The sequence below is a fragment of the Cupriavidus sp. SS-3 genome (assembly GCF_035818815.1).
In the GTDB taxonomy this organism is placed as follows: Bacteria; Pseudomonadota; Gammaproteobacteria; order Burkholderiales; family Burkholderiaceae; genus Cupriavidus; species Cupriavidus taiwanensis_C.
Genome location: NZ_JAYLVT010000012.1, coordinates 178,171 through 202,460, shown reverse-complemented (window position 1 = coordinate 202,460; position 24,290 = coordinate 178,171). Strand labels below are relative to the sequence as shown.

The following is a 24,290-nucleotide window of genomic DNA, read 5'->3' as shown; positions in this document are numbered from 1 at the left end:
ATGCGGGTGCTGGCCACGGCGGGCACCCACCAGCGAAGGATTTCCCACAGGATGAATGCCATCGACCCGGACAGACTCCGGGACGGTGGCGAAACAAGGAGTTGCAATGAAAGCATTGCTCGATCTCTTTAAGCAGGTACAGCAGGAAGAGCAGTTCGACGCGATCAAGATCGGCCTGGCCTCGCCCGAGAAGATCCGTTCGTGGTCGTACGGCGAAGTGAAGAAGCCGGAAACGATCAACTACCGTACGTTCAAGCCGGAACGCGACGGCCTGTTCTGCGCCAAGATCTTTGGCCCGATCAAGGACTACGAGTGCCTGTGCGGCAAGTACAAGCGCCTGAAGCACCGCGGCGTGATCTGCGAGAAGTGCGGCGTTGAAGTGACGCTGGCCAAGGTGCGCCGCGAGCGCATGGGCCATATCGAACTGGCCGCGCCGACCGCGCACATCTGGTTCCTGAAGTCGCTGCCGTCGCGCCTGGGCATGGTCCTGGACATGACGCTGCGCGACATCGAGCGCGTGCTGTACTTCGAAGCGTTCGTGGTGATCGAACCCGGCATGACCCCGCTCAAGAAGAGCCAGATCATGTCCGAAGACGACTACCTGGCGAAGTGCGACGAGTACGGCGAGGGCGAATTCGTCGCCATGATGGGTGCCGAGGGCATCCGTGAGCTGCTGCGCGGCATCGACATCGAGAAGCAGATCGAACAGATCCGCGCCGAACTGCAGGCCACCGGCTCCGAAGCCAAGATCAAGAAGTTCGCCAAGCGCCTGAAGGTGCTCGAGGCCTTCCAGCGTTCGGGCATCAAGCCCGAGTGGATGATCCTCGAAGTGCTGCCGGTGCTGCCGCCCGAGCTGCGCCCGCTGGTGCCGCTGGACGGCGGTCGCTTCGCGACCTCGGACCTGAACGACCTGTATCGCCGCGTCATCAACCGTAACAACCGCCTCAAGCGCCTGCTGGAGCTGAAGGCCCCTGAGATCATCGTGCGCAACGAAAAGCGCATGCTGCAGGAAGCGGTTGACTCGCTGCTGGACAACGGCCGTCGCGGCAAGGCGATGACCGGCGCCAACAAGCGTCCGCTGAAGTCGCTGGCCGAAATGATCAAGGGCAAGGGCGGCCGTTTCCGTCAGAACCTGCTGGGCAAGCGCGTCGACTACTCGGGCCGTTCGGTCATCGTGGTGGGCCCGACGCTCAAGCTGCACCAGTGCGGCCTGCCCAAGCTGATGGCGCTCGAGCTGTTCAAGCCGTTCATCTTCCACAAGCTGGAAACGATGGGCATCGCCACCACCATCAAGGCGGCGAAGAAGGAAGTCGAAAGCCAGACCCCGGTGGTGTGGGACATCCTCGAAGAGGTGATCCGCGAGCACCCGGTGATGCTGAACCGTGCGCCGACGCTGCACCGCCTGGGTATCCAGGCGTTCGAGCCGGTGCTGATCGAAGGCAAGGCCATCCAGCTGCACCCGCTCGTCTGCGCGGCGTTCAACGCCGACTTCGACGGTGACCAGATGGCTGTCCACGTGCCGCTGTCGCTGGAAGCGCAGATGGAAGCCCGCACCCTGATGCTGGCCTCCAACAACGTGCTGTTCCCGGCCAACGGCGACCCGTCGATCGTGCCGTCGCAGGACGTGGTGCTGGGCCTGTACTACACGACCCGCGACAAGATCAACGGCAAGGGCGAAGGCATGACCTTCGCCGACATCAGCGAAGTGATCCGCGCCTACGAGAACAAGGAAGTCGAACTGGCTTCGCGCGTGAACGTGCGTATCACCGAGTATGAGCTGGTCGACAAGGATGCCGAGGGCGACGCGCGTTTCGCGCCCAAGATCACGCTGCAGGCCACCACGGTCGGCCGCGCGATCCTGTCCGAGATCCTGCCCAAGGGCCTGCCGTTCTCGGTGCTGAACAAGCCGCTGAAGAAGAAGGAAATCTCGCGCCTGATCAACACGGCGTTCCGCCGCTGCGGCCTGCGCGAGACCGTGATCTTTGCCGACAAGCTGCTGCAGTCGGGCTTCCGCCTGGCGACCCGCGCCGGTATCTCGATCGCGATCGACGATATGCTGGTGCCGCCGGCGAAGGAAAAGATCATCGCCGAGGCCTCGGCCAAGGTGAAGGAATACGACAAGCAGTACATGTCGGGCCTGGTGACCGACCAGGAGCGCTACAACAACGTCGTGGACATCTGGGGCGCCGCCGGCGACCAGGTGGGCAAGGCGATGATGGAGCAGCTCCAGCACGAGGACGTGGTCGACCGCGAAGGCAAGACCGTGAAGCAGGAGTCGTTCAACTCCATCTACATGATGGCCGACTCGGGCGCACGGGGTTCCGCCGCGCAGATCCGCCAGCTGGCTGGCATGCGCGGCCTGATGGCCAAGCCGGATGGCTCGATCATTGAAACGCCGATTACGGCGAACTTCCGTGAAGGCCTGAACGTTCTGCAGTACTTCATCTCGACCCACGGCGCCCGTAAGGGCCTGGCCGATACCGCACTGAAGACCGCGAACTCGGGTTACCTGACCCGTCGTCTGGTCGACGTGACGCAGGATCTGGTCGTGGTGGAAGACGATTGCGGCACCTCCAACGGCGTGGCCATGAAGGCCCTGGTCGAAGGCGGTGAAGTGATCGAAGCCCTGCGTGACCGTATCCTCGGCCGCGTGACCGTGGCTGACGTGGTCAACCCGGAAACCCAGGAAACCGCGATCGAATCCGGCACGCTGCTGGACGAAGACCTGGTCGAGCTGATCGACAACATCGGCGTGGACGAGGTCAAGGTTCGCACCCCGCTGTCGTGCGACACGCGCTACGGCCTGTGCGCCAAGTGCTACGGCCGCGACCTGGGCCGCGGCGTGCTGGTGAACTCGGGCGAAGCGGTGGGCGTGATTGCCGCCCAGTCGATCGGTGAGCCGGGCACGCAGCTGACCATGCGTACGTTCCACATCGGTGGTGCGGCATCGCGTGCGGCAGTGGCATCGAGCGTGGAAGCCAAGGCAACCGGTACCGTGCGTTTCACGGCGACCATGCGTTATGTCACCAATGCGAAGGGCGAGCTGATCGTCATCTCGCGTTCGGGCGAGGCGCTGATCACCGACGACCACGGCCGCGAGCGTGAGCGCCACAAGATCCCGTACGGCGCCACGCTGCTGGTGCAGGACGGCCAGGCCATCAAGGCTGGCACGCAGCTGGCCACGTGGGACGCGCTGACTCGCCCGATCGTGTCGGAATACACCGGTACGATCAAGTTCGAGAACGTCGAAGAAGGCGTGACCGTCGCCAAGCAGATGGACGAAGTGACGGGCCTGTCGACCCTGGTGGTGATCGACGCCAAGCGCCGCACGGCCGCAACCAAGGGCATCCGCCCGCAGGTGAAGCTGCTCGACGCCAACGGCCAGGAAGTGAAGATCCCGGGCACGGACCATTCCGTGACCATCGGCTTCCAGGTCGGCGCGCTGATTACCGTGAAGGACGGCCAGCAGGTGCACGTGGGTGAAGTGCTCGCGCGTATCCCGACCGAGTCGCAGAAGACCCGCGACATTACCGGTGGTCTGCCGCGCGTGGCCGAGCTGTTCGAAGCGCGTTCGCCGAAGGATGCCGCCGTGCTGGCGGAAGTCACCGGCACGACTTCGTTCGGCAAGGACACCAAGGGCAAGCAGCGCCTGGTCATCACCGACCTGGACGGCAATGCCCACGAGTTCCTGATCGCGAAGGAAAAGCAGGTGCTGGTGCACGACGGCCAGGTGGTGAACAAGGGCGAAATGATCGTGGAAGGTCCGGCGGACCCGCACGACATCCTGCGCCTGAAGGGCATCGAAGAGCTGGCGCACTACATCGTCGACGAAGTCCAGGACGTGTACCGTCTGCAGGGCGTGAAGATCAACGACAAGCACATCGAGGTGATCGTTCGCCAGATGCTGCGTCGGGTTCAGATCGTCGACGTGGGCGACACCAAGTTCATCCCGGGTGAACAGGTGGAGCGTTCGGAACTGCTCGACGAGAACGACCGCGTGATCGCCGAAGGCAAGCGTCCGGCGACCTACGAGAACCTGCTGCTGGGTATTACCAAGGCGTCGCTGTCGACCGACAGCTTCATCTCGGCGGCATCGTTCCAGGAAACCACGCGCGTGCTGACCGAAGCCGCGATCATGGGCAAGACCGACGACCTGCGTGGCCTGAAGGAAAACGTGATCGTCGGCCGCCTGATCCCGGCCGGTACCGGCTTGGCCTACCACCGTGCCCGCAAGGCGCGCGAGGCCTCCGAGCGCGAACGCGCCCAGGCGATCGCCGAAGAAGAGCAGTCGCTCTTCATCGAGCCGCCGGTGGTGCAGGCGACCGAGGGCGAAGGCGACAACGCCTGATCTCGTTGCAGTGATAACCGCCGCAAGGCGGACCAAAGCCCGGCTGATCCAGCCGGGCTTTTTTTTGTCCGCGCGCGGCGCGGCCTTTCGTGAGAAAGATCGGAGAGTTTGCCGCGCGGGCGCGGCGGCCGGCCCCCTTAGTGGTAAGGTTACGGCTTTTCCGGCTCCAGCATTTCCGTTGTCCATGTCGCAAGCACTGGCGATCCTCAAGGATGTCTTCGGCTACCACGCCTTCCGCGGGCGCCAGGCCGAGATCATCGACCACGTCGCCGCGGGCGGCGATTGCCTGGTGCTGATGCCGACCGGCGGCGGCAAGTCGCTGTGCTACCAGATCCCGGCGCTGCTGCGCCAGCGCGCCGGCGACGGCGTCGGCATCGTGGTGTCGCCGCTGATCGCGCTGATGCAGGACCAGGTCGCGGCGCTGACCGAGGCCGGCGTGCGCGCCGCGGTGCTCAACTCGACGCTGACCGGCGCCGAGGCCTCGGCGGTCGAGCGCGACCTGCTGGCCGGACGCATCGAAATTCTCTACGTGGCGCCGGAACGGCTGATGACGCCGCGCTTCCTCGACCTGCTCGAGCGCACCCGCGTCGGGCTGTTCGCCATCGACGAAGCCCACTGCGTGTCGCAATGGGGCCATGACTTCCGGCCGGAGTACATCCAGCTGTCGGTGCTGCACGAGCGCTTCCCGTACGTGCCGCGCATCGCGCTGACCGCGACCGCCGACGCGCTGACGCGCGAAGAGATCGTCGAGCGGCTGGCGCTGCACGATGCGCGCATCTTCATTTCCAGCTTCGACCGGCCCAACATCCGCTACCGCATCGTCGAGAAGGACAATGCGCGCCAGCAGCTGCTGGCCTTTATCAAGGCGGAACATACCGCGGCCGATGGCACCCACGACAGCGGCATCGTCTATTGCCTGTCGCGCAAGAAGGTCGAGGACACCGCGCAGTGGCTCAGCGGGCAGGGCATCAACGCGCTCGCCTACCATGCCGGCATGGATGCCCAGGTGCGGCAGCACCACCAGGCGCGTTTCCGCGAAGAGGAAGGTCTGGTGATGGTGGCGACGATCGCCTTCGGCATGGGCATCGACAAGCCCGACGTCCGCTTTGTCGCCCACCTGGACCTGCCCAAGAGCATGGAGGGCTATTACCAGGAAACCGGCCGCGCCGGCCGCGACGGGCTGCCCGCCAATGCCTGGATGGCCTACGGCCTGGGCGACGTGGTGCAGCAGAAGCGCATGATCGACGAATCCGAAGCGGACGAGGCCTTCAAGCGCGTGTCGTCGGCCAAGCTCGATGCGCTGCTGGGGCTTTGCGAAACCGCGGGTTGCCGGCGCGTGCGCATCCTGGCGTATTTCAACGAAGCCAGCGAGCCCTGCGGCAACTGCGATACCTGCCTCGAGCCGCCGGCCACCTGGGACGGCACGCGCGAGGCGCAGATGGCGCTGTCATGCGTGTACCGCACCGCGCAGGCAAGCCGCATCCACTTCGGTGCGACCCACCTGATCGACGTGCTGCGCGGCAATGCCTCGGAAAAGATCAAGCAATGGGGCCATGACAAGGTCTCGACCTTCGGCATCGGCAAGGACCGGTCGGTGCATGAGTGGCACACGGTGTTCCGCCAACTGATCGCGCAAGGCTTGCTGACCATCGACCATGGCGGCCATGGCGCGCTGCTGCTGGGCGAAGACGCCCGCGCGGTGCTCAAGGGCGAGCGCCAGATCATCCTGCGCCGCCAGGCTGCCAGGCCAGGCAAGTCCGGCGAGCGCGCGGCGCGCGGCACGCGCATCGACCATACCGCCGACATGGACGCCGATACGCTGGCCAACTGGGAGGCGCTGCGCCGCTGGCGCACCGAGGCCGCGCGCGAGCATGGCGTACCGGCCTACGTGATCTTCCATGACGCCACGCTGGCCGAACTGGCGCGCACCGCGCCGGGTTCGCTCTCGGCGATGCAAGGCATTCCCGGGATTGGCGCCTCCAAGCTGGAGCGCTACGGGCAGGGCATCCTCGACACGCTGCGCGGGGCCTAGCCGCCCGGGTCTGCCAGTCGGGTATACGGCTTGACGGTATACGATTCCGCTGCTAGGATGCCAGATTCGAGTTTTTGGCTTTGGATTTCGCTCGCCCGTCGGATAAGTGGCCCTCAGGTCGCTGCCGGCAAGCCTACCGGACTGGGTTTCCATGGACGGGTGGCGGCAGACGCGGGATCCGGGTGCCGGCTCGCGCTCTTTGGCATGCTGTTACCGCACAGTCCCGTCTCCAGAGCGCCCGCTCACCTCTCCCGCCCAAAACCCGTAGTTGCCTCTCCAGCCTGGCGCATGCCGGCACGAGGGGCGTTTTTCGTCAAACCAAGCTGGATTGAACAATGCCAACTATCAACCAACTGGTTCGCAAGCCGCGCGTCTCGGAAGTCATCAAGAGCAAGAGCCCGGCGCTTGAGAACTGCCCCCAGCGCCGTGGCGTGTGCACCCGTGTGTACACCACGACGCCGAAGAAGCCGAACTCGGCACTGCGTAAGGTCGCCAAGGTGCGCCTGACCAACGGTTTCGAAGTCATTTCGTACATCGGCGGTGAAGGCCACAACCTGCAGGAACACTCGGTCGTGCTGATCCGCGGCGGCCGTGTGAAGGATCTGCCGGGTGTGCGTTACCACATCGTCCGTGGTTCGCTGGACCTGCAAGGCGTGAAGGACCGCAAGCAGGCCCGTTCGAAGTACGGCGCGAAGCGTCCGAAGGCAGCCTAAGTTCAGGCAGCCTGGGCCAGCAAGGCCCGAAGCAACAAACGATAGCCTGTGGCGCAAGTCATGGTGCTGTCACCAGGCGGCGGTACAACGGAGCGCCTTTTTGGCAACCGTGCCGTCGAGTAAGTGGTCACCCGGCGAATTTGCTGTCTTTGCATGCAAGCTAGTTGGTGGCCGGAGAGCGGGAAACTCTGACCGCGCTCTCAACTGAATCTAAAGGAAAGAAGATGCCACGTCGTCGTGAAGTCCCGAAGCGGGACGTTCTGCCTGATCCGAAGTTCGGTAACGTTGAAGTTGCCAAGTTCATGAACGTGCTGATGCTGGATGGCAAGAAGTCGGTTGCCGAACGCATCGTGTACGGCGCGTTCGACCAGATCGAAAAGAAGGCAGGCAAGGCCCCCATCGAAGTGTTCTCCGTTGCGATCAACAACGTGAAGCCGGTGGTGGAAGTGAAGAGCCGTCGCGTGGGCGGCGCCAACTATCAGGTTCCGGTCGAAGTCCGTCCGTCGCGTCGTTTGGCATTGGCGATGCGCTGGCTGCGTGAGGCCGCGAAAAAACGCAGCGAGAAGTCGATGGCGCTGCGCCTGGCAGGTGAGCTGCTGGAAGCTGCTGAAGGCCGTGGTGGCGCGATGAAGAAGCGCGACGAAGTGCACCGCATGGCCGAAGCCAACAAGGCGTTCTCGCACTTCCGCTTCTAAAGCGAGCGAAAACATTGTTGGTTGCCGGGCGGGCTGTGTTTTTACACATCTCGCCCGTTTGTGTTAGGGGCGCGGGCCATGAGATGCCGGCGCCTCACGGACGAATAGAGGATTAAAGTGGCTCGTAAGACTCCCATCGAGCGTTACCGTAACATCGGTATTTCGGCTCACATTGACGCGGGTAAAACCACCACGACCGAGCGCATCCTGTTCTACACCGGTGTGAACCACAAGATCGGTGAAGTGCACGACGGCGCCGCCACCATGGACTGGATGGAGCAGGAACAGGAGCGTGGCATCACCATCACCTCCGCTGCCACCACCGCCTTCTGGAAGGGCATGGCCGGCAACTACCCCGAGCACCGCTTCAACATCATCGACACCCCGGGCCACGTGGACTTCACCATCGAGGTGGAGCGTTCCATGCGCGTGCTGGACGGCGCGTGCATGGTGTACTGCGCCGTGGGTGGCGTGCAGCCGCAGTCCGAAACCGTCTGGCGTCAGGCCAACAAGTACAGGGTTCCGCGTCTGGCATTCGTCAACAAGATGGACCGTACCGGCGCGAACTTCTTCAAGGTCTACGACCAGCTGAAGACCCGCCTGAAGGCCAACCCGGTGCCCGTCGTGGTGCCGATCGGCGCTGAAGACGGCTTCCAGGGCGTCGTCGATCTGTTGGAAATGAAGGCGATCGTTTGGGACGAAGCCAGCCAGGGCGTGAAGTTCGAATACCAGGACATTCCGGCCGAACTGCAAGCCACCGCTGACGAATGGCGCGAGAAGATGGTCGAGTCGGCCGCCGAAGCCAGCGAAGAGCTGATGGAAAAGTACCTGGGCGGCGAAGAGCTGACCCGCGCCGAGATCGTCAAGGCGCTGCGTGACCGTACCATCGCCTGCGAAATCCAGCCGATGCTGTGCGGCACCGCGTTCAAGAACAAGGGCGTGCAGCGCATGCTCGACGCCGTGATCGACTTCCTGCCGTCGCCGGTCGACATTCCGCCGGTTACGGGCACGGACGAGGACGACAGCGAGAAGAAGCTCGAGCGCAAGGCCGACGACAACGAAAAGTTCTCGGCACTGGCGTTCAAGATCATGACCGACCCGTTCGTTGGCCAGCTGATCTTCTTCCGCGTGTATTCGGGCAAGATCAATTCGGGCGACACCGTGTACAACCCGGTGAAGCAGAAGAAGGAGCGTCTGGGCCGTATTCTGCAGATGCACGCCAACCAGCGCGAAGAAATCAAGGAAGTGCTGGCCGGCGACATCGCCGCCGCGGTGGGCCTGAAGGATGCCACCACGGGCGATACGCTGTGCGATCCGGCTGCACCGATCGTGCTCGAGCGCATGGTGTTCCCGGAGCCGGTGATCTCGCAGGCTGTCGAGCCGAAGACCAAGGCTGACCAGGAAAAGATGGGCATCGCCCTGAACCGCCTGGCCGCTGAAGATCCGTCGTTCCGCGTGCGCACCGATGAAGAATCGGGCCAGACCATCATTTCGGGCATGGGCGAGCTCCACCTCGAAATTCTGGTCGACCGCATGAAGCGCGAATTCGGCGTGGAAGCCAACATCGGCGCGCCGCAGGTGGCCTACCGCGAAACCATCCGCAAGAAGGCCGAGGACGTCGAAGGCAAGTTCGTCAAGCAGTCGGGCGGCCGCGGCCAGTACGGTCACGCCGTGATCACGCTGGAACCGCAAGAACCGGGCAAGGGCTTCGAGTTCATCGACGCCATCAAGGGCGGTGTGATTCCTCGCGAATACATCCCGGCGGTCGAAAAGGGTATCGTCGACACCCTGACGGCCGGTATCCTGGCTGGCTTCCCGGTGGTGGACGTGAAGGTCACGCTGACCTTCGGTTCGTACCACGACGTGGACTCGAACGAAAACGCGTTCCGCATGGCCGGCTCGATGGCTTTCAAGGAAGCCATGCGCAAGGCCAGCCCGGTTCTGCTCGAGCCGATGATGGCCGTGGAAGTGGAAACGCCGGAAGACTACACCGGTACCGTGATGGGCGACCTGTCGTCCCGCCGCGGCATCGTGCAGGGCATGGACGACATGGTGGGCGGCGGCAAGATCATCAAGGCCGAAGTCCCGCTGTCGGAAATGTTCGGTTATTCGACCGCGCTGCGCTCGGCCACGCAAGGCCGCGCCACCTACACCATGGAATTCAAGCACTACGCCGAGGCACCGAAGAACATCGCCGAAGCAGTGATGGCGGCCAAGGGCAAGTAAATAAGCTGTATGCCGCCGCGACCCACCCGGGCGCGGCGGCGTGATGAATCGACAAGACTGCATTCCATTAGGAGCTAAAAAAATGGCAAAGGAAAAGTTCGAGCGGACCAAGCCGCACGTGAACGTTGGTACGATTGGTCACGTTGACCATGGCAAGACCACGCTGACCGCAGCGATCGCCACGGTGCTGGCAGCGAAGTTCGGCGGTGCCGCCAAGAAGTACGACGAAATCGACGCAGCGCCGGAAGAAAAGGCTCGCGGTATTACCATCAATACCGCCCACGTCGAATACGAGACGGCCAACCGCCACTACGCGCACGTTGACTGCCCGGGCCACGCCGACTACGTGAAGAACATGATCACGGGTGCCGCCCAGATGGACGGCGCGATCCTGGTGTGCTCGGCCGCTGACGGCCCGATGCCGCAGACCCGCGAGCACATCCTGCTGGCCCGTCAGGTTGGCGTGCCGTACATCATCGTGTTCCTGAACAAGTGCGACATGGTGGACGACGCCGAACTGCTCGAGCTGGTCGAGATGGAAGTTCGCGAACTGCTGTCGAAGTACGAATTCCCCGGCGACGACACCCCGATCATCAAGGGTTCGGCCAAGCTGGCGCTGGAAGGCGACAAGGGCGACCTGGGCGAAGAAGCCATCATGCGCCTGGCCGACGCGCTGGACACCTACATCCCGACGCCGGAGCGTGCCGTTGACGGTACCTTCCTGATGCCGGTGGAAGACGTGTTCTCGATCTCGGGTCGCGGCACCGTGGTGACCGGCCGTATCGAGCGCGGCATCATCAAGGTCGGCGAAGAAATCGAAATCGTCGGTATCAAGCCGACGGTGAAGACCACCTGCACCGGCGTGGAAATGTTCCGCAAGCTGCTGGACCAGGGCCAGGCTGGCGACAACGTCGGTCTGCTGCTGCGCGGCACCAAGCGTGAAGACGTCGAGCGCGGCCAGGTGCTGTGCAAGCCGGGTTCGATCAAGCCGCACACCCACTTCACCGGCGAGGTGTACATCCTGTCGAAGGACGAAGGCGGCCGTCACACCCCGTTCTTCAACAACTATCGCCCGCAGTTCTACTTCCGTACCACCGACGTGACCGGCTCGATCGAGCTGCCGAAGGACAAGGAAATGGTCATGCCGGGTGACAACGTGTCGATCACCGTCAAGCTGATCGCCCCGATCGCCATGGAAGAAGGCCTGCGCTTCGCCATCCGCGAAGGTGGCCGTACCGTCGGCGCCGGCGTCGTGGCAAAGATCCTCGACTAAGCACTTCCTGGGACATGCCCGCGGGCATGTCCCCATTCAACGGGCAGCTTGCCCAATCGCTCTTTTAAGGAAATATCATGCAGAACCAGAAGATCCGTATCCGCCTGAAGGCTTTCGACTATCGCCTGATCGACCAGTCGGCCGCCGAAATCGTGGATACCGCCAAGCGTACCGGCGCGATCGTCAAGGGCCCGGTGCCCCTGCCGACCCGCATCCAGCGCTTCGACATCCTGCGTTCGCCGCACGTCAACAAGACCAGCCGCGATCAGTTCGAGATCCGCACTCACCAGCGCCTGATGGACATCGTCGACCCGACCGACAAGACGGTTGACGCGCTGATGAAGCTCGACCTGCCGGCCGGCGTGGACGTCGAGATCAAGGTGTAATCATGCTTCGGGCTGCTTGCGCAGCCTGCTGCAGCAAAACGGCGAACCTCGGTTCGCCGTTTTTGTTTGGTGGCGCGCCGCACGGCAGCGCCACACAGGCACTTACACGCTGCCGCGCCGGCGCAGCGTCTCGGCCGGGCACTCGCCGAACGCGCGCCGGTATTCGGCGCTGAAGCGTCCCAGGTGGGTAAAGCCCCAGCGCAGCGCGGCGCCGGTCACCGACGACAGCGCCGCATCGTTGAGAAGGTCTTGCCGTACCCGGTCCAGCCGGACCGTGCGCAGGTAGGCCATCGGGCTCAGCCCGCGATGCTCGCGGAAGCCCGCATACAGGCTGCGCAGGCTGACCCCCGCGATTTCGGCCAGCAGCGCCGGCGTCAGCGCGGCGGCGGCATGCGCGTGGATATACTCCTCGACCACTTTCACGTGGCGCGGCGCCAGCGGCTTGCCATGCCGCTGCAGCGCCTCCGACAGGCTGTGCGGCTGCAGCGTCAGCAGCGCGCCGATCACCAGTTGCTCGAGCTGGCATGCCGTGAGCGGATGGCGAGCCGCTTCCGGCGCCACCGACAGCATCTGCGCCAGATACTCCATCAATGGATACCAGCCGGCGCTGCGCCAGGCCATGCCGAGCTGGAAGCGCAGCGGCGGGTACGGGCGATGCCCGAGATAGGCGGCGCACACGCGCTCCAGCGCGCTGCGCTCGACACGCACGATGAGCTGGTCGTTGTCCGCGCTCCAGCGCATCAGCAGCGGATCGCTGGGTGTCAGCACCGAAGCGCAGTCGGGCGTCGACACGATCTGCTGCGCGCCGCAACGGATCTCCGCCTGGCCGCTGAGCGGCATCTGCACCAGCAGGAAGTCTCCGAGCGGCCCCGGGTCGATGGTGACATCGGCGCCGTAGGCGAGCCGGTTCAGCGACACCGCGCCAAGCGGGGCGTGATGCATGCGCGCCGACAGGCTGGTCCCGCGGATATCGAGCTGGTGTGGCTTGAAGACCCGGCCAACCGCCGCGCGCGTCTGCCCGAGGTCGGTCGAGGCGAACACCTGCCGCCCGGCATCGTGCAGCAGGGCGTGGGCCAGCGGCGCCGGCGCGCGGGCAGTCGGGGGCAGCTGCAACATGGTCTCGCTCCTCTGGCGTGGCCGCGGGGCTGGCTGGCGTCCACGGCAGCGCGGCCCGGGGCGCCATGCGCTCCGCATGGTCCACGCAACCACTATAGCGGATCGACCCGCTCGCCCCCGGCGTTGCGTTGACCGAAGCCGAACTTTCCTGCACTAATCGGATAGCCGCTGCAGCCAGCGGCTAGTTTGCTGCGGTGCGGAGCCACCATCATGGGATCCAGCACGGCAGCGCGACCCTCCACCAGCTGTCAGCCAACAGAGAACGACAAGGAGCGCAGGCCATGGGCCAGACCATCCAGATCCAGACCCCCGAAGGCAGTTTCAGCGGCTATCTCGCCACCCCGGCGGCGGGCAAGGGCCCCGGCATCGTGCTGTGCCAGGAGATCTTCGGCGTCAATGCCACCATGCGCCAGGTGGCCGATTACTACGCCGAGGAGGGCTATACGGTGCTGGTGCCCGACCTGTTCTGGCGGATCGCGCCCGGCATCGAGCTGACCGACCGTGGCGAGGACTTCCAGCGCGCGCTCGGCCTCTATCAGCAGTTCGACGAAGCCAGGGGCGTGCAGGATGTGGGCGCGGCGTTGGCGACGTTGGGCGCGCGGCCCGAATGCGTCGGCCAGGCCGGCGTGCTGGGCTACTGCCTGGGCGGCAAGCTGGCCTACCTGGCGGCCTGCCGGCTGCCCGATGTGGCCTGCGCGGTGTCCTACTATGGCGTGGGTATCGAGCACGCGCTGGGCGAGGCCGCCAACGTGCGTGGCCGCCTGGTGCTGCATATCGCGGAGCAGGACGGCTTCTGTCCGCCGCAGGCGCAGGCGGCGATCCGCGAGGCGCTGGCCGGCCGGGACCACATCGAGGTGTACGTCTATCCCGGCGTCGACCATGCCTTTGCGCGCGCCGGCGGCGAGCATTTCGACAAGCCCTCGGCGCTGATGGCGCACCAGCGCTCGATCGCCGCGCTGCGCCGCGAGATGGGGCCGCACTACGACTTCTCGGCACTGTGGGACAAGCACTGCGAGTATGAATTCGCCACCCGCGATGTCGATGCAACCATGGCGACGATGGTGGCGCAGCCTTATGTGAACCATATCCCGACCATGACCGGCGGTGTCGGCCACGCGCAGCTGCGCCGCTTCTACCAGCACCACTTCGTGCACAGCAATCCGCCGGACACGACGCTGATCCCGCTGTCGCGCACGGTCGGCGCCACGCAGATCGTCGACGAGATGCTGTTCTGCTTCACCCATACCTGCGAGATCGACTGGATGCTGCCCGGCGTGCCGCCCACCGGCAAGCGCGTGGAGATCCCGCTGATCGCCATCGTCAAGTTCCGCGGCGACAAGCTCTACCACGAGCACATCTACTGGGACCAGGCCAGCGTGCTGGTGCAGATCGGCAAGCTGGACCCGGCGGGTTTGCCGGTGGCGGGCGTGGAAACCGCGCGCAAGCTGCTGGAGGAGACCTTGCCGTCGAACACGCTGATGGCGCGCTGGCAGCAGAGCGAAGGCAAGTAAGCCAGGCGGCACGGAACGGGAGCGGGCCCGCAGAGGCCGGCCCCGTACCGGACAACGGTGACCGAGCCGGAGACCAACAGGGAGACAACCATGAAGGGATTGCAGGACAAGGTGGCCATCGTCACCGGCGGCGCCACGCTGATCGGCGCGGGGGTGGCACGGGCCTTCGTCGAGGCTGGCGCGCGCGTGGCGATCTTCGATATCGACGCCGCCAATGGCGAGCGCGTTGCCGCGGAACTGGGCCAGGACGCGCTCTTCATCGCGGCGGACATCACGCGGGACGAGCAGGTCCGCGATGCGGTCGGCCAGGTCGCCCAGCACTTCGGAGGCGTCGATTTCCTGGTCAACCTCGCCTGCACCTATCTCGACGATGGCTTGCGCTCGAATCGCGCCGACTGGCTGGCGGCGCTCGACGTCAACGTGGTCTCGGGCGTGATGCTGGCGCAAGCGGTGCATCCGCATATGCGCGCGCGCGGCGGCGGCGCCATCGTCAATTTCACCAGCATCTCGGCCAGCGTGGCGCAGACCGGGCGCTGGCTCTATCCGGTGTCGAAGGCGGCCATCGCGCAGCTGACTCGGAGCATGGCGATGGATCTGGCGCCGGACCGCATCCGCGTGAACTCGGTATCGCCCGGCTGGACCTGGTGCCGGCTGATGGACGAGGTCAGCGGCGGCAACCGTGCCCGGACCGATGCGGTGGCCGCGCCGTTCCACCTGCTCGGGCGCGTCGGCGAGCCGGACGAGGTAGCGCAGGTGGTGCTCTTCCTCTGCTCCGATCACGCGAGCTTCGTCACCGGCGCGGACTATGCCGTCGACGGTGGCTACTCCGCCATGGGTCCGGAGCAGAACTTGCCTGCCATCGGCAAGCTGGCCGGCTGAAAACCCCACAACGATCCTTCAGGAGACCACGTCATGCGCCAACGCATCGCCATCGTCGGAGCGGGCCAGTCGGGCCTGCAAATGGCCCTCGGGCTGCAAGCCCACGGCTACCGCGTCACGTTGCTGTCCAACCGCACGCCGGAACAGGTTCGCGCCGGCAAGGTCATGTCCAGCCAGTGCATGTTCGACCGCGCGCTGCAGACCGAGCGCGAACTCGGCCTGAACTGGTGGGACGATACGTGCCCGCCGGTGCAGGGCATCGGCCTGGCGGTGCCGCATCCCGAGCTGCCCGGCGCGAAAGCCATCGACTGGGCCGCGCCGCTGGAGCGCCCGGCGCAGGCGGTCGACCAGCGCCTGAAGATGCCGGCGTGGATGGAGGCCTTTGTGGCGCGCGGCGGCGACCTGCGCATTGTCGATGTCGGCGTTGACGAACTGGAGGACCTGGCCCGCGAGCATGACCTGGTGCTGCTGGCCGCCGGCAAGGGCGAGATCGTCAGCCGCTTCGAGCGCGATGCGTCGCGCAGCCCGTTTGACCGTCCCCAGCGCGCCCTGGCGCTGACCTATGTGACCGGCATGCTGCCGCGCGAGCCGTACTCGCGGGTGTGCTTTAACCTGATCCCGGGCGTCGGCGAATACTTCGTTTTCCCCGCGCTGACGCTGTCGGGGCCGTGCGAGATCATGGTGTTCGAGGGCATCCCCGGCGGCCCGATGGACCGCTGGGCCGAGGCGCGCACGCCCGACCACCACCTCGCGGAAAGCCTGCGCATCCTGCGCACCTATGCGCCATGGGAAGCCGAGCGCTGCGAGCGGGTGGCGCTGACCGACGACAACGGCATCCTGTCGGGCCGCTTCGCGCCGACGGTGCGCAAGCCGGTGCTGACGCTGCCGTCGGGCCGGCTGGTATTCGGCATGGCCGATGCCGTGGTGGTCAACGATCCGATTACCGGGCAAGGCTCCAACAATGCCGCCAAATGCTGCAAGGTCTACCTCGACGCCATCCTCGCCCATGGCGAGCGGCCGTTCGACGGTGACTGGATGGCGCAGACCTTCGCCAGTTACTGGCAATACGCCGGCGATGTGGTGGCGTGGACCAACTCGCTGCTGACCCCGCCGCCGCCGCACATCCTGGCGCTGCTGGGAGCGGCGGGGGAATCGCCGGCGCTGGCGGCCCGCATCGCCAACGGCTTCGATAATCCGCAGGACTACTTCCCGTGGTGGATGGACCCGCAGGCGTGCCATCAGCTGATCGATCATCACCTGCCGCAGGCCGCCTGACATGGACACCTCAAGCCATGCCGCCCCCGCGCTCGATCCGCGCGAATTGCGTCGGGTTTGCGGCCGCTACGCGACCGGCGTGGCGGTCATTGGTGCCTGCACGGCGCAACAGCGGCCGGTCGGCATCACCGTCAACTCGTTCGCGTCGCTGTCGCTGGCGCCGCCGCTGATCCTTTGGAGCCTGGCGTCGCACTCGCCCAACGCCGGGCTGTTCGAGCCGGGCCGGCCGTTCGGCGTCAGCATCCTGCGCGCGGGGTACGGCGACCTGGCGCGCCGCTTCGCCACCCCCGCCGCGGACAAGTTTGCCGGCGTGCGCCACACGCGCTGCCCCCAGGGCGTGCCGTACCTGGACGAGGCGCTGGCCACACTGGCGTGTCGCGTCGAACGGGCCGATCCCGTGGGCGACCACCTTCTGATCGTGGGCGCGGTGGAATCCATCTCGGCGCACGAGGGCGACCCGCTGGTCTTCTATGGTGGCGGCTTCGTGCGTGTCGCGGCCTGACTTCTACATGCCGGGGGGCGGCGCCTGCCGCCCTTGCGCCGCCTTCGTGCCAGCTTTTGCGCACATCTGCGTGAATCCTTCCTACAACACCCTCGGCGAAACGCAATTGCTTATTGCCCTTTCCTTGGGGAAGGGTTATAGTGTAAGGCTACCCGTGTCTCCGGGTAGTGGGTTGGCCGTTTTGGCCAGGCGCAGTCCTCTTTAGCGCAGCCCATCCGCGCACAAGCGCAAACACAGTTTTCGTGTATCAATCAGCCCCGGCCAATCGCAGCTGGGAATGGAGCAAACCATGAGCCTTGGCCTTGTAGGTCGCAAGGTTGGCATGACCCGTATTTTCACGGACGACGGTGAAGCAATTCCCGTGACCGTGGTCGAGGTCGGCGACAACCGCGTGACGCAAATCAAGACGGACGAGACCGACGGTTACACCGCGGTTCAAGTCACCTTCGGCGCACGACGCGCAAGCCGCGTCACCAAGCCGCTGGCGGGTCACCTCGCCAAAGCCGGCGTGGAAGCCGGCGAAATCATCCGCGAATTCCGTATCGATGCAGCCAAGGCTGCCGAACTGCAAGCTGGCGGTTCGCTGTCGGTCGACCTGTTCGAAGTCGGTCAGAAGATCGACGTGCAGGGCGTGACCATCGGTAAGGGCTACGCCGGTACCATCAAGCGCTACCACTTCGCCTCCGGCCGTGCCACCCACGGTAACTCGCGCTCGCACAACGTGCCGGGCTCGATCGGTATGGCGCAGGATCCGGGCCGCGTGTTCCCCGGCAAGCGCATGACCGGTCACCTGGGCGATGTCACCCGCACCGTGCAGAACCTGGAGATCGCCAAGATCGACGCAGAGCGCAAGCTGCTGCTGGTCAAGGGCGCCATTCCCGGCTCCAAGAACGGCAAGGTCATCGTTACCCCGGCCGTCAAGGCCAAAGCCAAAGCTTAAGGAGCGCATGTAATGGAACTCAAGCTCCTCCAGGACAATGGCCAGATCGGCGCCGGCGTTGACGCGTCGCCCGAAGTGTTCGGCCGTGACTACAACGAAGCCCTCGTTCACCAGATCGTCGTCGCTTACCAGGCCAACGCGCGCAGCGGTAACCGCAAGCAGAAGGATCGTGAAGAGGTCAAGCACACGACCAAGAAGCCGTGGCGCCAGAAGGGTACGGGCCGTGCTCGTGCCGGTATGTCTTCCTCGCCGCTGTGGCGCGGGGGCGGCCGTATCTTCCCGAATTCGCCGGAAGAGAACTTCAGCCAGAAGGTCAACAAGAAGATGTTCCGTGCCGGCATGCGCTCGATCTACTCGCAGCTCGCACGTGAAGGTCGTATCAATGTGGTGGACGGTTTCACCGTCGACGCGCCCAAGACCAAGCTCTTGGCCGACAAGTTCAAGGCCATGGGCCTGGACTCGGTGCTGATCATCACCGACAGCCTCGACGAAAACCTCTACCTGGCTTCGCGCAACCTGCCGCACGTGGCAGTTGTCGAGCCGCGCCAGGCTGATCCGCTGTCGCTCGTGCACTACAAGAAGGTGCTGGTGACCAAGGCAGCCGTCGCGCAGATCGAGGAGTTGCTGAAATGACGCAAGTAGCCAAGAACGATCATCGTTTGATGCAGGTGCTGCTCGCGCCGGTGGTTTCCGAAAAGGCAACCCTGGTCGCCGACAAGAATGAACAAGTCGTGTTCGAAGTGGCTCGCGATGCCAACAAGGCAGAAGTGAAGGCCGCCGTCGAACTGCTGTTCAAGGTCGAGGTGCAGTCCGTTCAGATCCTGAACCAGAAGGGCAAGCAGAAGCGCTTCGGCCGTTTCATGGGCCGTCGCAACCACGTGAAGAAAGCTTACGTGTCGCTGAAGCCGGGTCAGGAAATCAATTTTGAAGCGGAGGCCAAGTAATCATGGCACTCGTCAAGACCAAGCCGACTTCCCCGGGTCGTCGCTCGATGGTGAAGGTCGTCAACAAGGACCTTCACAAGGGCGCCCCGCACGCTCCGCTGCTGGAAAAGCAATTCCAGAAGTCGGGCCGTAACAACAATGGTCATATCACCACCCGCCACAAGGGCGGTGGTCATAAGCACCACTACCGCGTGGTCGATTTCAAGCGCAACGACAAGGACGGCATCCCCGCCAAGGTCGAGCGCCTGGAATACGATCCGAACCGCAGCGCCAACATCGCGCTGGTCGTGTTCGCCGACGGCGAGCGCCGCTACATCATCGCCACCAAGGGCATGGTTGCCGGCCAAGCGCTGCTGAATGGCTCGGAAGCGCCGATCAAGGCCGGTAACAACCTGCCGATCCGAAACATTCCGGTCGGTACCACGATCAACAACGTGGAAATGCTGCCGGGCAAGGGCGCCCAGATCGCCCGCGCCGCTGGCGGTTCCGCCGTGCTGCTGGCCCGTGAAGGCCTGTACGCCCAGGTTCGCCTGCGCTCCGGCGAAGTGCGTCGCGTGCATATCGAGTGCCGCGCCACCGTCGGTGAAGTGGGCAACGAAGAGCACAGCCTGCGCGTCATCGGCAAGGCCGGTGCGACCCGTTGGCGCGGTATCCGCCCGACGGTCCGCGGCGTGGTGATGAACCCGGTCGACCACCCGCACGGTGGTGGCGAGGGCAAGACCGCTGCTGGCCGCGATCCGGTGTCGCCGTGGGGTACCCCGACCAAGGGTTACCGTACCCGCAGCAACAAGCGCACGGACAGCATGATCGTCCAGAAGCGCCACAAGCGTTAATCGGTAGGTAGGAGCTAAAGATATGACTCGTTCCGCTAAAAAGGGTCCGTTCTGCGACGCCCACCTGCTGAAGAAGGTGGAAGTTGCAACGAGCGGCAAGGACAAGAAGCCCATCAAGACGTGGTCGCGCCGCTCGACCATTCTGCCGGAGTTCATCGGCCTGACGATCGCCGTTCACAACGGCCGTCAACACGTGCCGGTGTACGTTACGGAAAACATGGTTGGCCACAAGCTCGGCGAATTTGCGATCACCCGCACGTTCAAGGGCCACGCGGCTGACAAGAAAGCGAAGAGGTAAGGTGCCATCATGGAAGTGAAAGCGATTCATCGCGGTGCCCGCATCTCCGCCCAGAAGACGCGCCTGGTCGCTGACCAGATCCGTGGTCTGCCGATCGAGCGCGCGCTCAACGTCCTGACGTTCAGCCCGAAAAAGGCTGCCGGGATCGTGAAGAAGGTGGTCGAATCGGCCATCGCCAACGCCGAGCACAACGAAGGCGCCGACATCGACGAACTCAAGGTCAAATCGATCTACGTCGACAAGGCAACCTCGCTCAAGCGCTTCACGGCACGGGCAAAGGGCCGCGGCAACCGCATCGAGAAACAAACCTGTCACATCACTGTGACGCTCGGCAACTAAGGAGTCACGATGGGACAGAAGATTCATCCGACTGGCTTCCGTCTGGCTGTCAGCCGTAACTGGGCTTCGCGCTGGTACGCCAGCAACACGAAGTTCGCCGGCATGCTGAAGGAAGACATCGAAGTTCGCGACTTCCTGAAGAAGAAGCTGAAGAACGCATCGGTTGGCCGCGTCGTGATCGAGCGCCCCGCCCGCAATGCCCGCATCACCATTTACAGCTCGCGTCCGGGCGTGGTGATCGGCAAGAAGGGTGAGGACATCGAACTGCTGAAGGCCGAACTGCAGCGTCGCATGGGCGTGCCCGTGCACGTGAACATCGAGGAAATCCGCAAGCCGGAAACCGATGCTCAGCTGATCGCCGACTCGATCACCCAGCAGCTCGAGCGCCGCATCATGTTCCGCCGCGCCATGAAGCGCGCCATGCAGAACGCGATGCGCCTGGGCGCCCAGGGTATCAAGATCATGAGCGCCGGCCGTCTGAACGGTATCGAAATCGCACGTACCGAGTGGTACCGCGAAGGCCGTGTGCCCCTGCACACCCTGCGCGCCGACATCGACTACGGCTTCTCCGAAGCAGAAACCACCTACGGCATCATCGGTGTCAAGGTGTGGGTCTACAAGGGGGATCACCTCGGCCGCAATGACGCGCCGGTGGTGGAAGAGCCGCAAGACGACCGTCGTCGTCGCCCGGGTCGTCCGGAAGGCCGCCGTCGTGAAGGCGAAGGCCGTCCGGGTGGCAACCGCCGCGGCGGTGCCGGTGCCGGTCGTCGCGCTGCGCCTGGCGCAGATGGGAAGAGTGGAGAATAACGATGCTGCAACCTAAGCGCAGAAAATACCGCAAGGAGCAGAAAGGCCGCAACACGGGTAAGGCTACCCGTGGCAACGCCGTGTCTTTCGGCGAATTCGGCCTGAAGGCAATGGGCCGTGGCCGTCTGACCGCTCGTCAGATCGAGTCGGCACGTCGTGCGATGACCCGTCACATCAAGCGTGGCGGCCGCATCTGGATCCGGATCTTCCCGGACAAGCCGATCTCGAAGAAGCCCGCCGAAGTCCGTATGGGTAACGGCAAGGGCAATCCGGAATACTACGTGGCTGAAATCCAGCCGGGCAAGATGCTGTACGAAATGGATGGCGTGAGCGAAGAGCTGGCGCGTGAGGCGTTCCGCCTCGCAGCGGCCAAGCTGCCGATCGCCACCAATTTCGTGGTGCGCCAGGTCGGGACGTAAGGAGAGCAGGGATGAAAGCATCCGAACTTCGCGGCAAGGACGCCGCAGGCCTGAACCAGGAGCTCTCCGAGCTGCTGAAGGCCCAATTTAGCCTGCGCATGCAAAAGGCAACCCAACAGCTGCAGAACACCAGCCAGCTGAAGAAGGTTCGCAAGGACATCGCGCGCGTGCAAACCGTGCTGACTGAAAAGGCGAACGCGAAATGACTGAAGCTGCACAAACGGAAAAGTCGCTTCGCCGCACCCTGGTCGGCCGTGTCGTGAGCGACAAGATGGACAAGACCGTTACGGTCTTGGTGGAAAACCGCGTCAAGCATCCCCTGTACGGCAAGTACGTGCTGCGTTCCAAGAAGTACCACGCACACGACGAAGCCAACCAGTACAAGGAAGGCGACAAGGTCGAAATCCAGGAAGGCCGTCCGCTGTCGCGGACCAAGTCCTGGGTGGTTTCCCGGCTGGTAGAGGCTGCACGCGTCATCTAAGAACAACACGTTCTTAGCTTGACTTGCAAGTCCAGGATTATGTAGCTATAATCCTGGACTTCCGCTTTATTGCGTTCGCCTTAGCTGTACCACCCGGGCGGACCTGTTGAGCGAGCCAGGGCCAGGCGGCTCCGATGTTTTTCAGTCGGATTGCCAGGTTCCTACCGACTTCAAAGTTGATCAACCCATACGGTGCTGGCGCAAGGCCGGAACCGACGGGACCAAGACTGACCGACGGGCGCTATCGCACCTGGCGGATTAAGTTGGGAAGACAAACACCATGATTCAGACAGAAAGCCGGCTCGAAGTGGCCGATAACACTGGTGCGCGCGAAGTGCTGTGCATCAAGGTGCTGGGTGGCTCCAAGCGCCGCTACGCAAGCGTTGGCGACATCATCAAGGTGACCGTCAAGGACGCAGCGCCGCGCGGTCGCGTCAAGAAGGGCGACATCTACAACGCCGTCGTCGTGCGTACCGCCAAGGGCGTGCGCCGCGCTGACGGTTCGCTGATCAAGTTCGACGGCAACGCCGCCGTCCTGCTGAACAACAAGCTCGAGCCGATCGGCACCCGTATCTTCGGGCCGGTGACTCGTGAACTCCGTACCGAGCGCTTCATGAAGATCGTGTCGCTCGCTCCGGAAGTGCTGTAAGGAGCCGCCATGAACAAGATTCGCAAAGGCGACGAAGTCATCGTGCTGACCGGCAAGGACAAGGGCAAGCGCGGTACCGTGCAAGCCGTCCTCGGCGACAAGGTTGCGGTGCAAGGCGTGAACATCGCCAAGAAGCATGCCCGCCCGAACCCGATGCTGGGCACTACCGGTGGTGTGGTCGACAAGGTCATGCCGCTGCATATTTCCAACGTTGCGCTCGTGGATGCCAATGGCAAGCCGTCGCGCGTCGGCATCAAGGTGGAAGACGGCAAGCGCGTGCGCGTGCTGAAGACCACCGGCGCCGTCGTGGCAGCTTGATTCTGGGCACGTATAGGAGTTGAGCATGGCAGCACGTCTGCAAGAGTTTTACAAAGAACAGGTTGTGCCGAAGCTGATCGAGCAGTTCGGCTACAAGTCGGTCATGGAAGTGCCGCGCATCACCAAGATCACCCTGAACATGGGTCTTGGCGAAGCCATCAATGACAAGAAGATCATTGAAAACGCCGTGGGCGACCTGACCAAGATCGCCGGTCAGAAGCCGGTCGTGACGAAGGCCAAGAAGGCCATCGCCGGCTTCAAGATCCGTCAGGGCTATCCCATCGGTGCGATGGTGACCCTGCGCGGCGAGCGCATGTTCGAATTCCTCGATCGTTTCGTTACCGTGGCCCTGCCGCGCGTGCGTGACTTCCGTGGTGTGTCGGGCCGGTCGTTCGACGGTCGTGGCAACTACAACATCGGTGTGAAAGAGCAGATCATTTTCCCCGAAATCGAGTACGACAAGATCGACGCACTGCGTGGTCTGAACATCAGCATCACGACGACGGCAAAGAACGACGAGGAAGCCAAGGCCCTCCTCGGTGCGTTCAAGTTCCCGTTCCGCAATTAAGGGGTAACCGTGGCTAAACTGGCTCTGATTGAACGTGAGAAGAAGCGCGCCAAGCTGGTGGCAAAGTATGCCGCCAAGCGCGCCAACCTCAAGGCCATTATCGACGACCAAGAAAAGTCGGAAGAAGAGCGTTACAGCGCGCGTCTCGAGCTGCAGCAGCTCCCGCGCAACGCGAACCCGACCCGCCAGCGTAACCGCTGCGCGATCACCGGTCGTCCCCGCGGTACCTTCCGCAAGTTTGGCCTGGCGCGTAACAAGATCCGCGAAATCGCCTTCAAGGGCGAAATTCCGGGTCTGACGAAAGCCAGCTGGTAATTACGCACAGGCTACAGGAGAAACAGTATGAGCATGAGCGATCCTATCGCCGATATGCTGACGCGCATCCGCAACGCCCAGGGCGTGCAGAAAGCGTCGGTTGTCATGCCGTCGTCGAAGCTGAAAGTGGCAATCGCCAAGGTCCTGAAGGACGAAGGCTACATCGACGACTACGCCGTCCAGGAAGATGGCGGCAAGGCACAACTGAGCATCGGTCTCAAGTACTACGCCGGCCGTCCGGTGATCGAGCGCATCGAGCGCGTCTCGAAGCCCGGCCTGCGCGTGTACAAGGGCCGCAGCGACATTCCGCAAGTGATGAACGGCCTCGGTGTGGCGATCATCTCGACCCCGCAGGGTCTGATGACCGACCGCAAGGCTCGCGCCACCGGCGTGGGCGGCGAAGTTCTCTGCTACGTCGCTTAA

At 64.0% G+C, this 24,290-nt stretch carries 27 protein-coding genes; 26 read left to right on the top strand and 1 reads right to left on the bottom strand.

What is annotated here, in order from left to right:
• The first annotated feature begins 106 nt into the window (after window positions 1-106).
• From rpoC to rpsJ, 7 genes are all read left to right on the top strand, one after another.
• Window positions 107-4,348 (top strand): DNA-directed RNA polymerase subunit beta', encoded by a 4,242-nt coding sequence (rpoC, locus tag U9J39_RS19745; protein WP_115711158.1) that lies wholly within the window; start codon window positions 107-109, stop codon window positions 4,346-4,348.
• Window positions 4,349-4,532: 184 nt separating this feature from the next.
• A complete protein-coding gene (recQ, locus tag U9J39_RS19740; RefSeq protein ID WP_115711156.1) occupies window positions 4,533-6,380 on the top strand; it encodes a DNA helicase RecQ in 1,848 nt (615 codons plus the stop codon).
• A 335-nt stretch (window positions 6,381-6,715) separates the two neighbouring features.
• A complete protein-coding gene (gene rpsL / locus U9J39_RS19735; protein ID WP_006576501.1) occupies window positions 6,716-7,093 on the top strand; it encodes a 30S ribosomal protein S12 in 378 nt (125 codons plus the stop codon).
• A 224-nt stretch (window positions 7,094-7,317) separates the two neighbouring features.
• The gene (rpsG, locus tag U9J39_RS19730) at window positions 7,318-7,788 is read left to right on the top strand and encodes a 30S ribosomal protein S7 (protein WP_012354147.1); all 471 of its coding nucleotides are present in this window, start codon (window positions 7,318-7,320) and stop codon (window positions 7,786-7,788) included.
• 117 nt (window positions 7,789-7,905) lie between these two features.
• Window positions 7,906-10,014 (top strand): elongation factor G, encoded by a 2,109-nt coding sequence (gene fusA / locus U9J39_RS19725; RefSeq protein WP_115711154.1) that lies wholly within the window; start codon window positions 7,906-7,908, stop codon window positions 10,012-10,014.
• An 82-nt stretch (window positions 10,015-10,096) separates the two neighbouring features.
• Complete coding sequence (gene tuf / locus U9J39_RS19720; RefSeq protein WP_062801974.1) at window positions 10,097-11,287, top strand: elongation factor Tu; 1,191 nt, start codon at window positions 10,097-10,099, stop codon at window positions 11,285-11,287.
• Between the two features lie 77 nt (window positions 11,288-11,364).
• Window positions 11,365-11,673, top strand: a complete 309-nt coding sequence (gene rpsJ / locus U9J39_RS19715) for a 30S ribosomal protein S10 (RefSeq protein WP_006160488.1) — start codon at window positions 11,365-11,367, stop codon at window positions 11,671-11,673.
• A 102-nt stretch (window positions 11,674-11,775) separates the two neighbouring features.
• On the opposite strand, the gene U9J39_RS19710 is transcribed toward rpsJ, so the two are convergent.
• Entirely contained in the window at window positions 11,776-12,789 is a 1,014-nt protein-coding gene (locus tag U9J39_RS19710) for an AraC family transcriptional regulator (protein ID WP_326347823.1), read from the bottom strand.
• A 281-nt stretch (window positions 12,790-13,070) separates the two neighbouring features.
• On the opposite strand from U9J39_RS19710, the gene U9J39_RS19705 reads away from it, so the two are divergent.
• The 19 genes from U9J39_RS19705 to rpsH all read left to right on the top strand — a co-directional run bounded on the left by U9J39_RS19705 (window position 13,071) and on the right by rpsH (window position 24,290).
• Window positions 13,071-14,300 carry a dienelactone hydrolase family protein gene (locus U9J39_RS19705; RefSeq protein ID WP_326347821.1) on the top strand — a complete coding sequence of 410 codons (1,230 nt, stop codon included), beginning with the start codon at window positions 13,071-13,073 and terminating at the stop codon, window positions 14,298-14,300.
• 90 nt (window positions 14,301-14,390) lie between these two features.
• Window positions 14,391-15,179, top strand: a complete 789-nt coding sequence (locus U9J39_RS19700) for an SDR family oxidoreductase (protein ID WP_115711148.1) — start codon at window positions 14,391-14,393, stop codon at window positions 15,177-15,179.
• A gap of 33 nt (window positions 15,180-15,212) precedes the next feature.
• On the top strand, window positions 15,213-16,454 hold the full coding sequence (locus tag U9J39_RS19695) for a styrene monooxygenase/indole monooxygenase family protein (protein ID WP_326347819.1): 1,242 nt from the start codon (window positions 15,213-15,215) through the stop codon (window positions 16,452-16,454).
• 1 nt (window position 16,455) lies between these two features.
• Window positions 16,456-16,956 (top strand): flavin reductase family protein, encoded by a 501-nt coding sequence (locus U9J39_RS19690; RefSeq protein ID WP_326347817.1) that lies wholly within the window; start codon window positions 16,456-16,458, stop codon window positions 16,954-16,956.
• A gap of 289 nt (window positions 16,957-17,245) precedes the next feature.
• Window positions 17,246-17,896 (top strand): 50S ribosomal protein L3, encoded by a 651-nt coding sequence (gene rplC / locus U9J39_RS19685; RefSeq protein ID WP_010812397.1) that lies wholly within the window; start codon window positions 17,246-17,248, stop codon window positions 17,894-17,896.
• Window positions 17,897-17,908: 12 nt separating this feature from the next.
• On the top strand, window positions 17,909-18,529 hold the full coding sequence (gene rplD, locus U9J39_RS19680; RefSeq protein ID WP_022536862.1) for a 50S ribosomal protein L4: 621 nt from the start codon (window positions 17,909-17,911) through the stop codon (window positions 18,527-18,529).
• Complete coding sequence (gene rplW, locus U9J39_RS19675) at window positions 18,526-18,840, top strand: 50S ribosomal protein L23 (protein WP_006576245.1); 315 nt, start codon at window positions 18,526-18,528, stop codon at window positions 18,838-18,840. The genes rplD and rplW overlap by 4 nt, the downstream gene beginning before the upstream one ends.
• 2 nt (window positions 18,841-18,842) lie before the next feature.
• Entirely contained in the window at window positions 18,843-19,673 is an 831-nt protein-coding gene (gene rplB, locus U9J39_RS19670) for a 50S ribosomal protein L2 (RefSeq protein ID WP_115660935.1), read from the top strand.
• Window positions 19,674-19,695: 22 nt separating this feature from the next.
• The gene (rpsS, locus tag U9J39_RS19665) at window positions 19,696-19,971 is read left to right on the top strand and encodes a 30S ribosomal protein S19 (RefSeq protein WP_012354138.1); all 276 of its coding nucleotides are present in this window, start codon (window positions 19,696-19,698) and stop codon (window positions 19,969-19,971) included.
• Window positions 19,972-19,980: 9 nt separating this feature from the next.
• Window positions 19,981-20,310 carry a 50S ribosomal protein L22 gene (gene rplV / locus U9J39_RS19660; RefSeq protein WP_003271370.1) on the top strand — a complete coding sequence of 110 codons (330 nt, stop codon included), beginning with the start codon at window positions 19,981-19,983 and terminating at the stop codon, window positions 20,308-20,310.
• Window positions 20,311-20,319: 9 nt separating this feature from the next.
• Window positions 20,320-21,117, top strand: a complete 798-nt coding sequence (gene rpsC, locus U9J39_RS19655) for a 30S ribosomal protein S3 (RefSeq protein WP_063241274.1) — start codon at window positions 20,320-20,322, stop codon at window positions 21,115-21,117.
• 2 nt (window positions 21,118-21,119) lie between these two features.
• Window positions 21,120-21,536, top strand: a complete 417-nt coding sequence (gene rplP, locus U9J39_RS19650; protein ID WP_006576240.1) for a 50S ribosomal protein L16 — start codon at window positions 21,120-21,122, stop codon at window positions 21,534-21,536.
• Between the two features lie 11 nt (window positions 21,537-21,547).
• A complete protein-coding gene (gene rpmC, locus U9J39_RS19645) occupies window positions 21,548-21,742 on the top strand; it encodes a 50S ribosomal protein L29 (RefSeq protein WP_008642937.1) in 195 nt (64 codons plus the stop codon).
• Window positions 21,739-22,017, top strand: a complete 279-nt coding sequence (rpsQ, locus tag U9J39_RS19640; RefSeq protein WP_010812389.1) for a 30S ribosomal protein S17 — start codon at window positions 21,739-21,741, stop codon at window positions 22,015-22,017. Before rpmC ends, rpsQ begins: the two co-directional genes overlap by 4 nt.
• Before the next feature lie 280 nt (window positions 22,018-22,297).
• Window positions 22,298-22,666, top strand: a complete 369-nt coding sequence (rplN, locus tag U9J39_RS19635) for a 50S ribosomal protein L14 (protein ID WP_010812388.1) — start codon at window positions 22,298-22,300, stop codon at window positions 22,664-22,666.
• A 9-nt stretch (window positions 22,667-22,675) separates the two neighbouring features.
• Window positions 22,676-22,984 (top strand): 50S ribosomal protein L24, encoded by a 309-nt coding sequence (gene rplX, locus U9J39_RS19630; protein ID WP_010812387.1) that lies wholly within the window; start codon window positions 22,676-22,678, stop codon window positions 22,982-22,984.
• A gap of 25 nt (window positions 22,985-23,009) precedes the next feature.
• The gene (gene rplE, locus U9J39_RS19625; RefSeq protein WP_010812386.1) at window positions 23,010-23,552 is read left to right on the top strand and encodes a 50S ribosomal protein L5; all 543 of its coding nucleotides are present in this window, start codon (window positions 23,010-23,012) and stop codon (window positions 23,550-23,552) included.
• A gap of 9 nt (window positions 23,553-23,561) precedes the next feature.
• Complete coding sequence (gene rpsN / locus U9J39_RS19620; RefSeq protein ID WP_010812385.1) at window positions 23,562-23,867, top strand: 30S ribosomal protein S14; 306 nt, start codon at window positions 23,562-23,564, stop codon at window positions 23,865-23,867.
• A 27-nt stretch (window positions 23,868-23,894) separates the two neighbouring features.
• Window positions 23,895-24,290 carry a 30S ribosomal protein S8 gene (gene rpsH, locus U9J39_RS19615; protein ID WP_010812384.1) on the top strand — a complete coding sequence of 132 codons (396 nt, stop codon included), beginning with the start codon at window positions 23,895-23,897 and terminating at the stop codon, window positions 24,288-24,290.

Bases quoted from the DNA above. Each gene is read 5' to 3' on its own strand.
- U9J39_RS19700 (WP_115711148.1), top strand. From the start codon at position 14,391: ATGAAGGGATTGCAGGACAAGGTGGCCATCGTCACCGGCGGCGCCACG.
- rpoC (WP_115711158.1), top strand. From the start codon at position 107: ATGAAAGCATTGCTCGATCTCTTTAAGCAGGTACAGCAGGAAGAGCAG.
- U9J39_RS19690 (WP_326347817.1), top strand. From the start codon at position 16,456: ATGGACACCTCAAGCCATGCCGCCCCCGCGCTCGATCCGCGCGAATTG.
- rpsL (WP_006576501.1), top strand. From the start codon at position 6,716: ATGCCAACTATCAACCAACTGGTTCGCAAGCCGCGCGTCTCGGAAGTC.
- U9J39_RS19705 (WP_326347821.1), top strand. From the start codon at position 13,071: ATGGGCCAGACCATCCAGATCCAGACCCCCGAAGGCAGTTTCAGCGGC.
- U9J39_RS19710 (WP_326347823.1), bottom strand. From the start codon at position 12,789: ATGTTGCAGCTGCCCCCGACTGCCCGCGCGCCGGCGCCGCTGGCCCAC.
- rpsQ (WP_010812389.1), top strand. From the start codon at position 21,739: ATGACTGAAGCTGCACAAACGGAAAAGTCGCTTCGCCGCACCCTGGTC.
- rpsH (WP_010812384.1), top strand. From the start codon at position 23,895: ATGAGCATGAGCGATCCTATCGCCGATATGCTGACGCGCATCCGCAAC.
- rplV (WP_003271370.1), top strand. From the start codon at position 19,981: ATGGAAGTGAAAGCGATTCATCGCGGTGCCCGCATCTCCGCCCAGAAG.
- rplC (WP_010812397.1), top strand. From the start codon at position 17,246: ATGAGCCTTGGCCTTGTAGGTCGCAAGGTTGGCATGACCCGTATTTTC.
- rpmC (WP_008642937.1), top strand. From the start codon at position 21,548: ATGAAAGCATCCGAACTTCGCGGCAAGGACGCCGCAGGCCTGAACCAG.
- U9J39_RS19695 (WP_326347819.1), top strand. From the start codon at position 15,213: ATGCGCCAACGCATCGCCATCGTCGGAGCGGGCCAGTCGGGCCTGCAA.
- rplN (WP_010812388.1), top strand. From the start codon at position 22,298: ATGATTCAGACAGAAAGCCGGCTCGAAGTGGCCGATAACACTGGTGCG.
- rplP (WP_006576240.1), top strand. From the start codon at position 21,120: ATGCTGCAACCTAAGCGCAGAAAATACCGCAAGGAGCAGAAAGGCCGC.
- rpsJ (WP_006160488.1), top strand. From the start codon at position 11,365: ATGCAGAACCAGAAGATCCGTATCCGCCTGAAGGCTTTCGACTATCGC.
- rplD (WP_022536862.1), top strand. From the start codon at position 17,909: ATGGAACTCAAGCTCCTCCAGGACAATGGCCAGATCGGCGCCGGCGTT.
- rplX (WP_010812387.1), top strand. From the start codon at position 22,676: ATGAACAAGATTCGCAAAGGCGACGAAGTCATCGTGCTGACCGGCAAG.
- rplW (WP_006576245.1), top strand. From the start codon at position 18,526: ATGACGCAAGTAGCCAAGAACGATCATCGTTTGATGCAGGTGCTGCTC.
- rplB (WP_115660935.1), top strand. From the start codon at position 18,843: ATGGCACTCGTCAAGACCAAGCCGACTTCCCCGGGTCGTCGCTCGATG.
- rplE (WP_010812386.1), top strand. From the start codon at position 23,010: ATGGCAGCACGTCTGCAAGAGTTTTACAAAGAACAGGTTGTGCCGAAG.
- rpsS (WP_012354138.1), top strand. From the start codon at position 19,696: ATGACTCGTTCCGCTAAAAAGGGTCCGTTCTGCGACGCCCACCTGCTG.
- rpsC (WP_063241274.1), top strand. From the start codon at position 20,320: ATGGGACAGAAGATTCATCCGACTGGCTTCCGTCTGGCTGTCAGCCGT.
- recQ (WP_115711156.1), top strand. From the start codon at position 4,533: ATGTCGCAAGCACTGGCGATCCTCAAGGATGTCTTCGGCTACCACGCC.
- rpsG (WP_012354147.1), top strand. From the start codon at position 7,318: ATGCCACGTCGTCGTGAAGTCCCGAAGCGGGACGTTCTGCCTGATCCG.
- tuf (WP_062801974.1), top strand. From the start codon at position 10,097: ATGGCAAAGGAAAAGTTCGAGCGGACCAAGCCGCACGTGAACGTTGGT.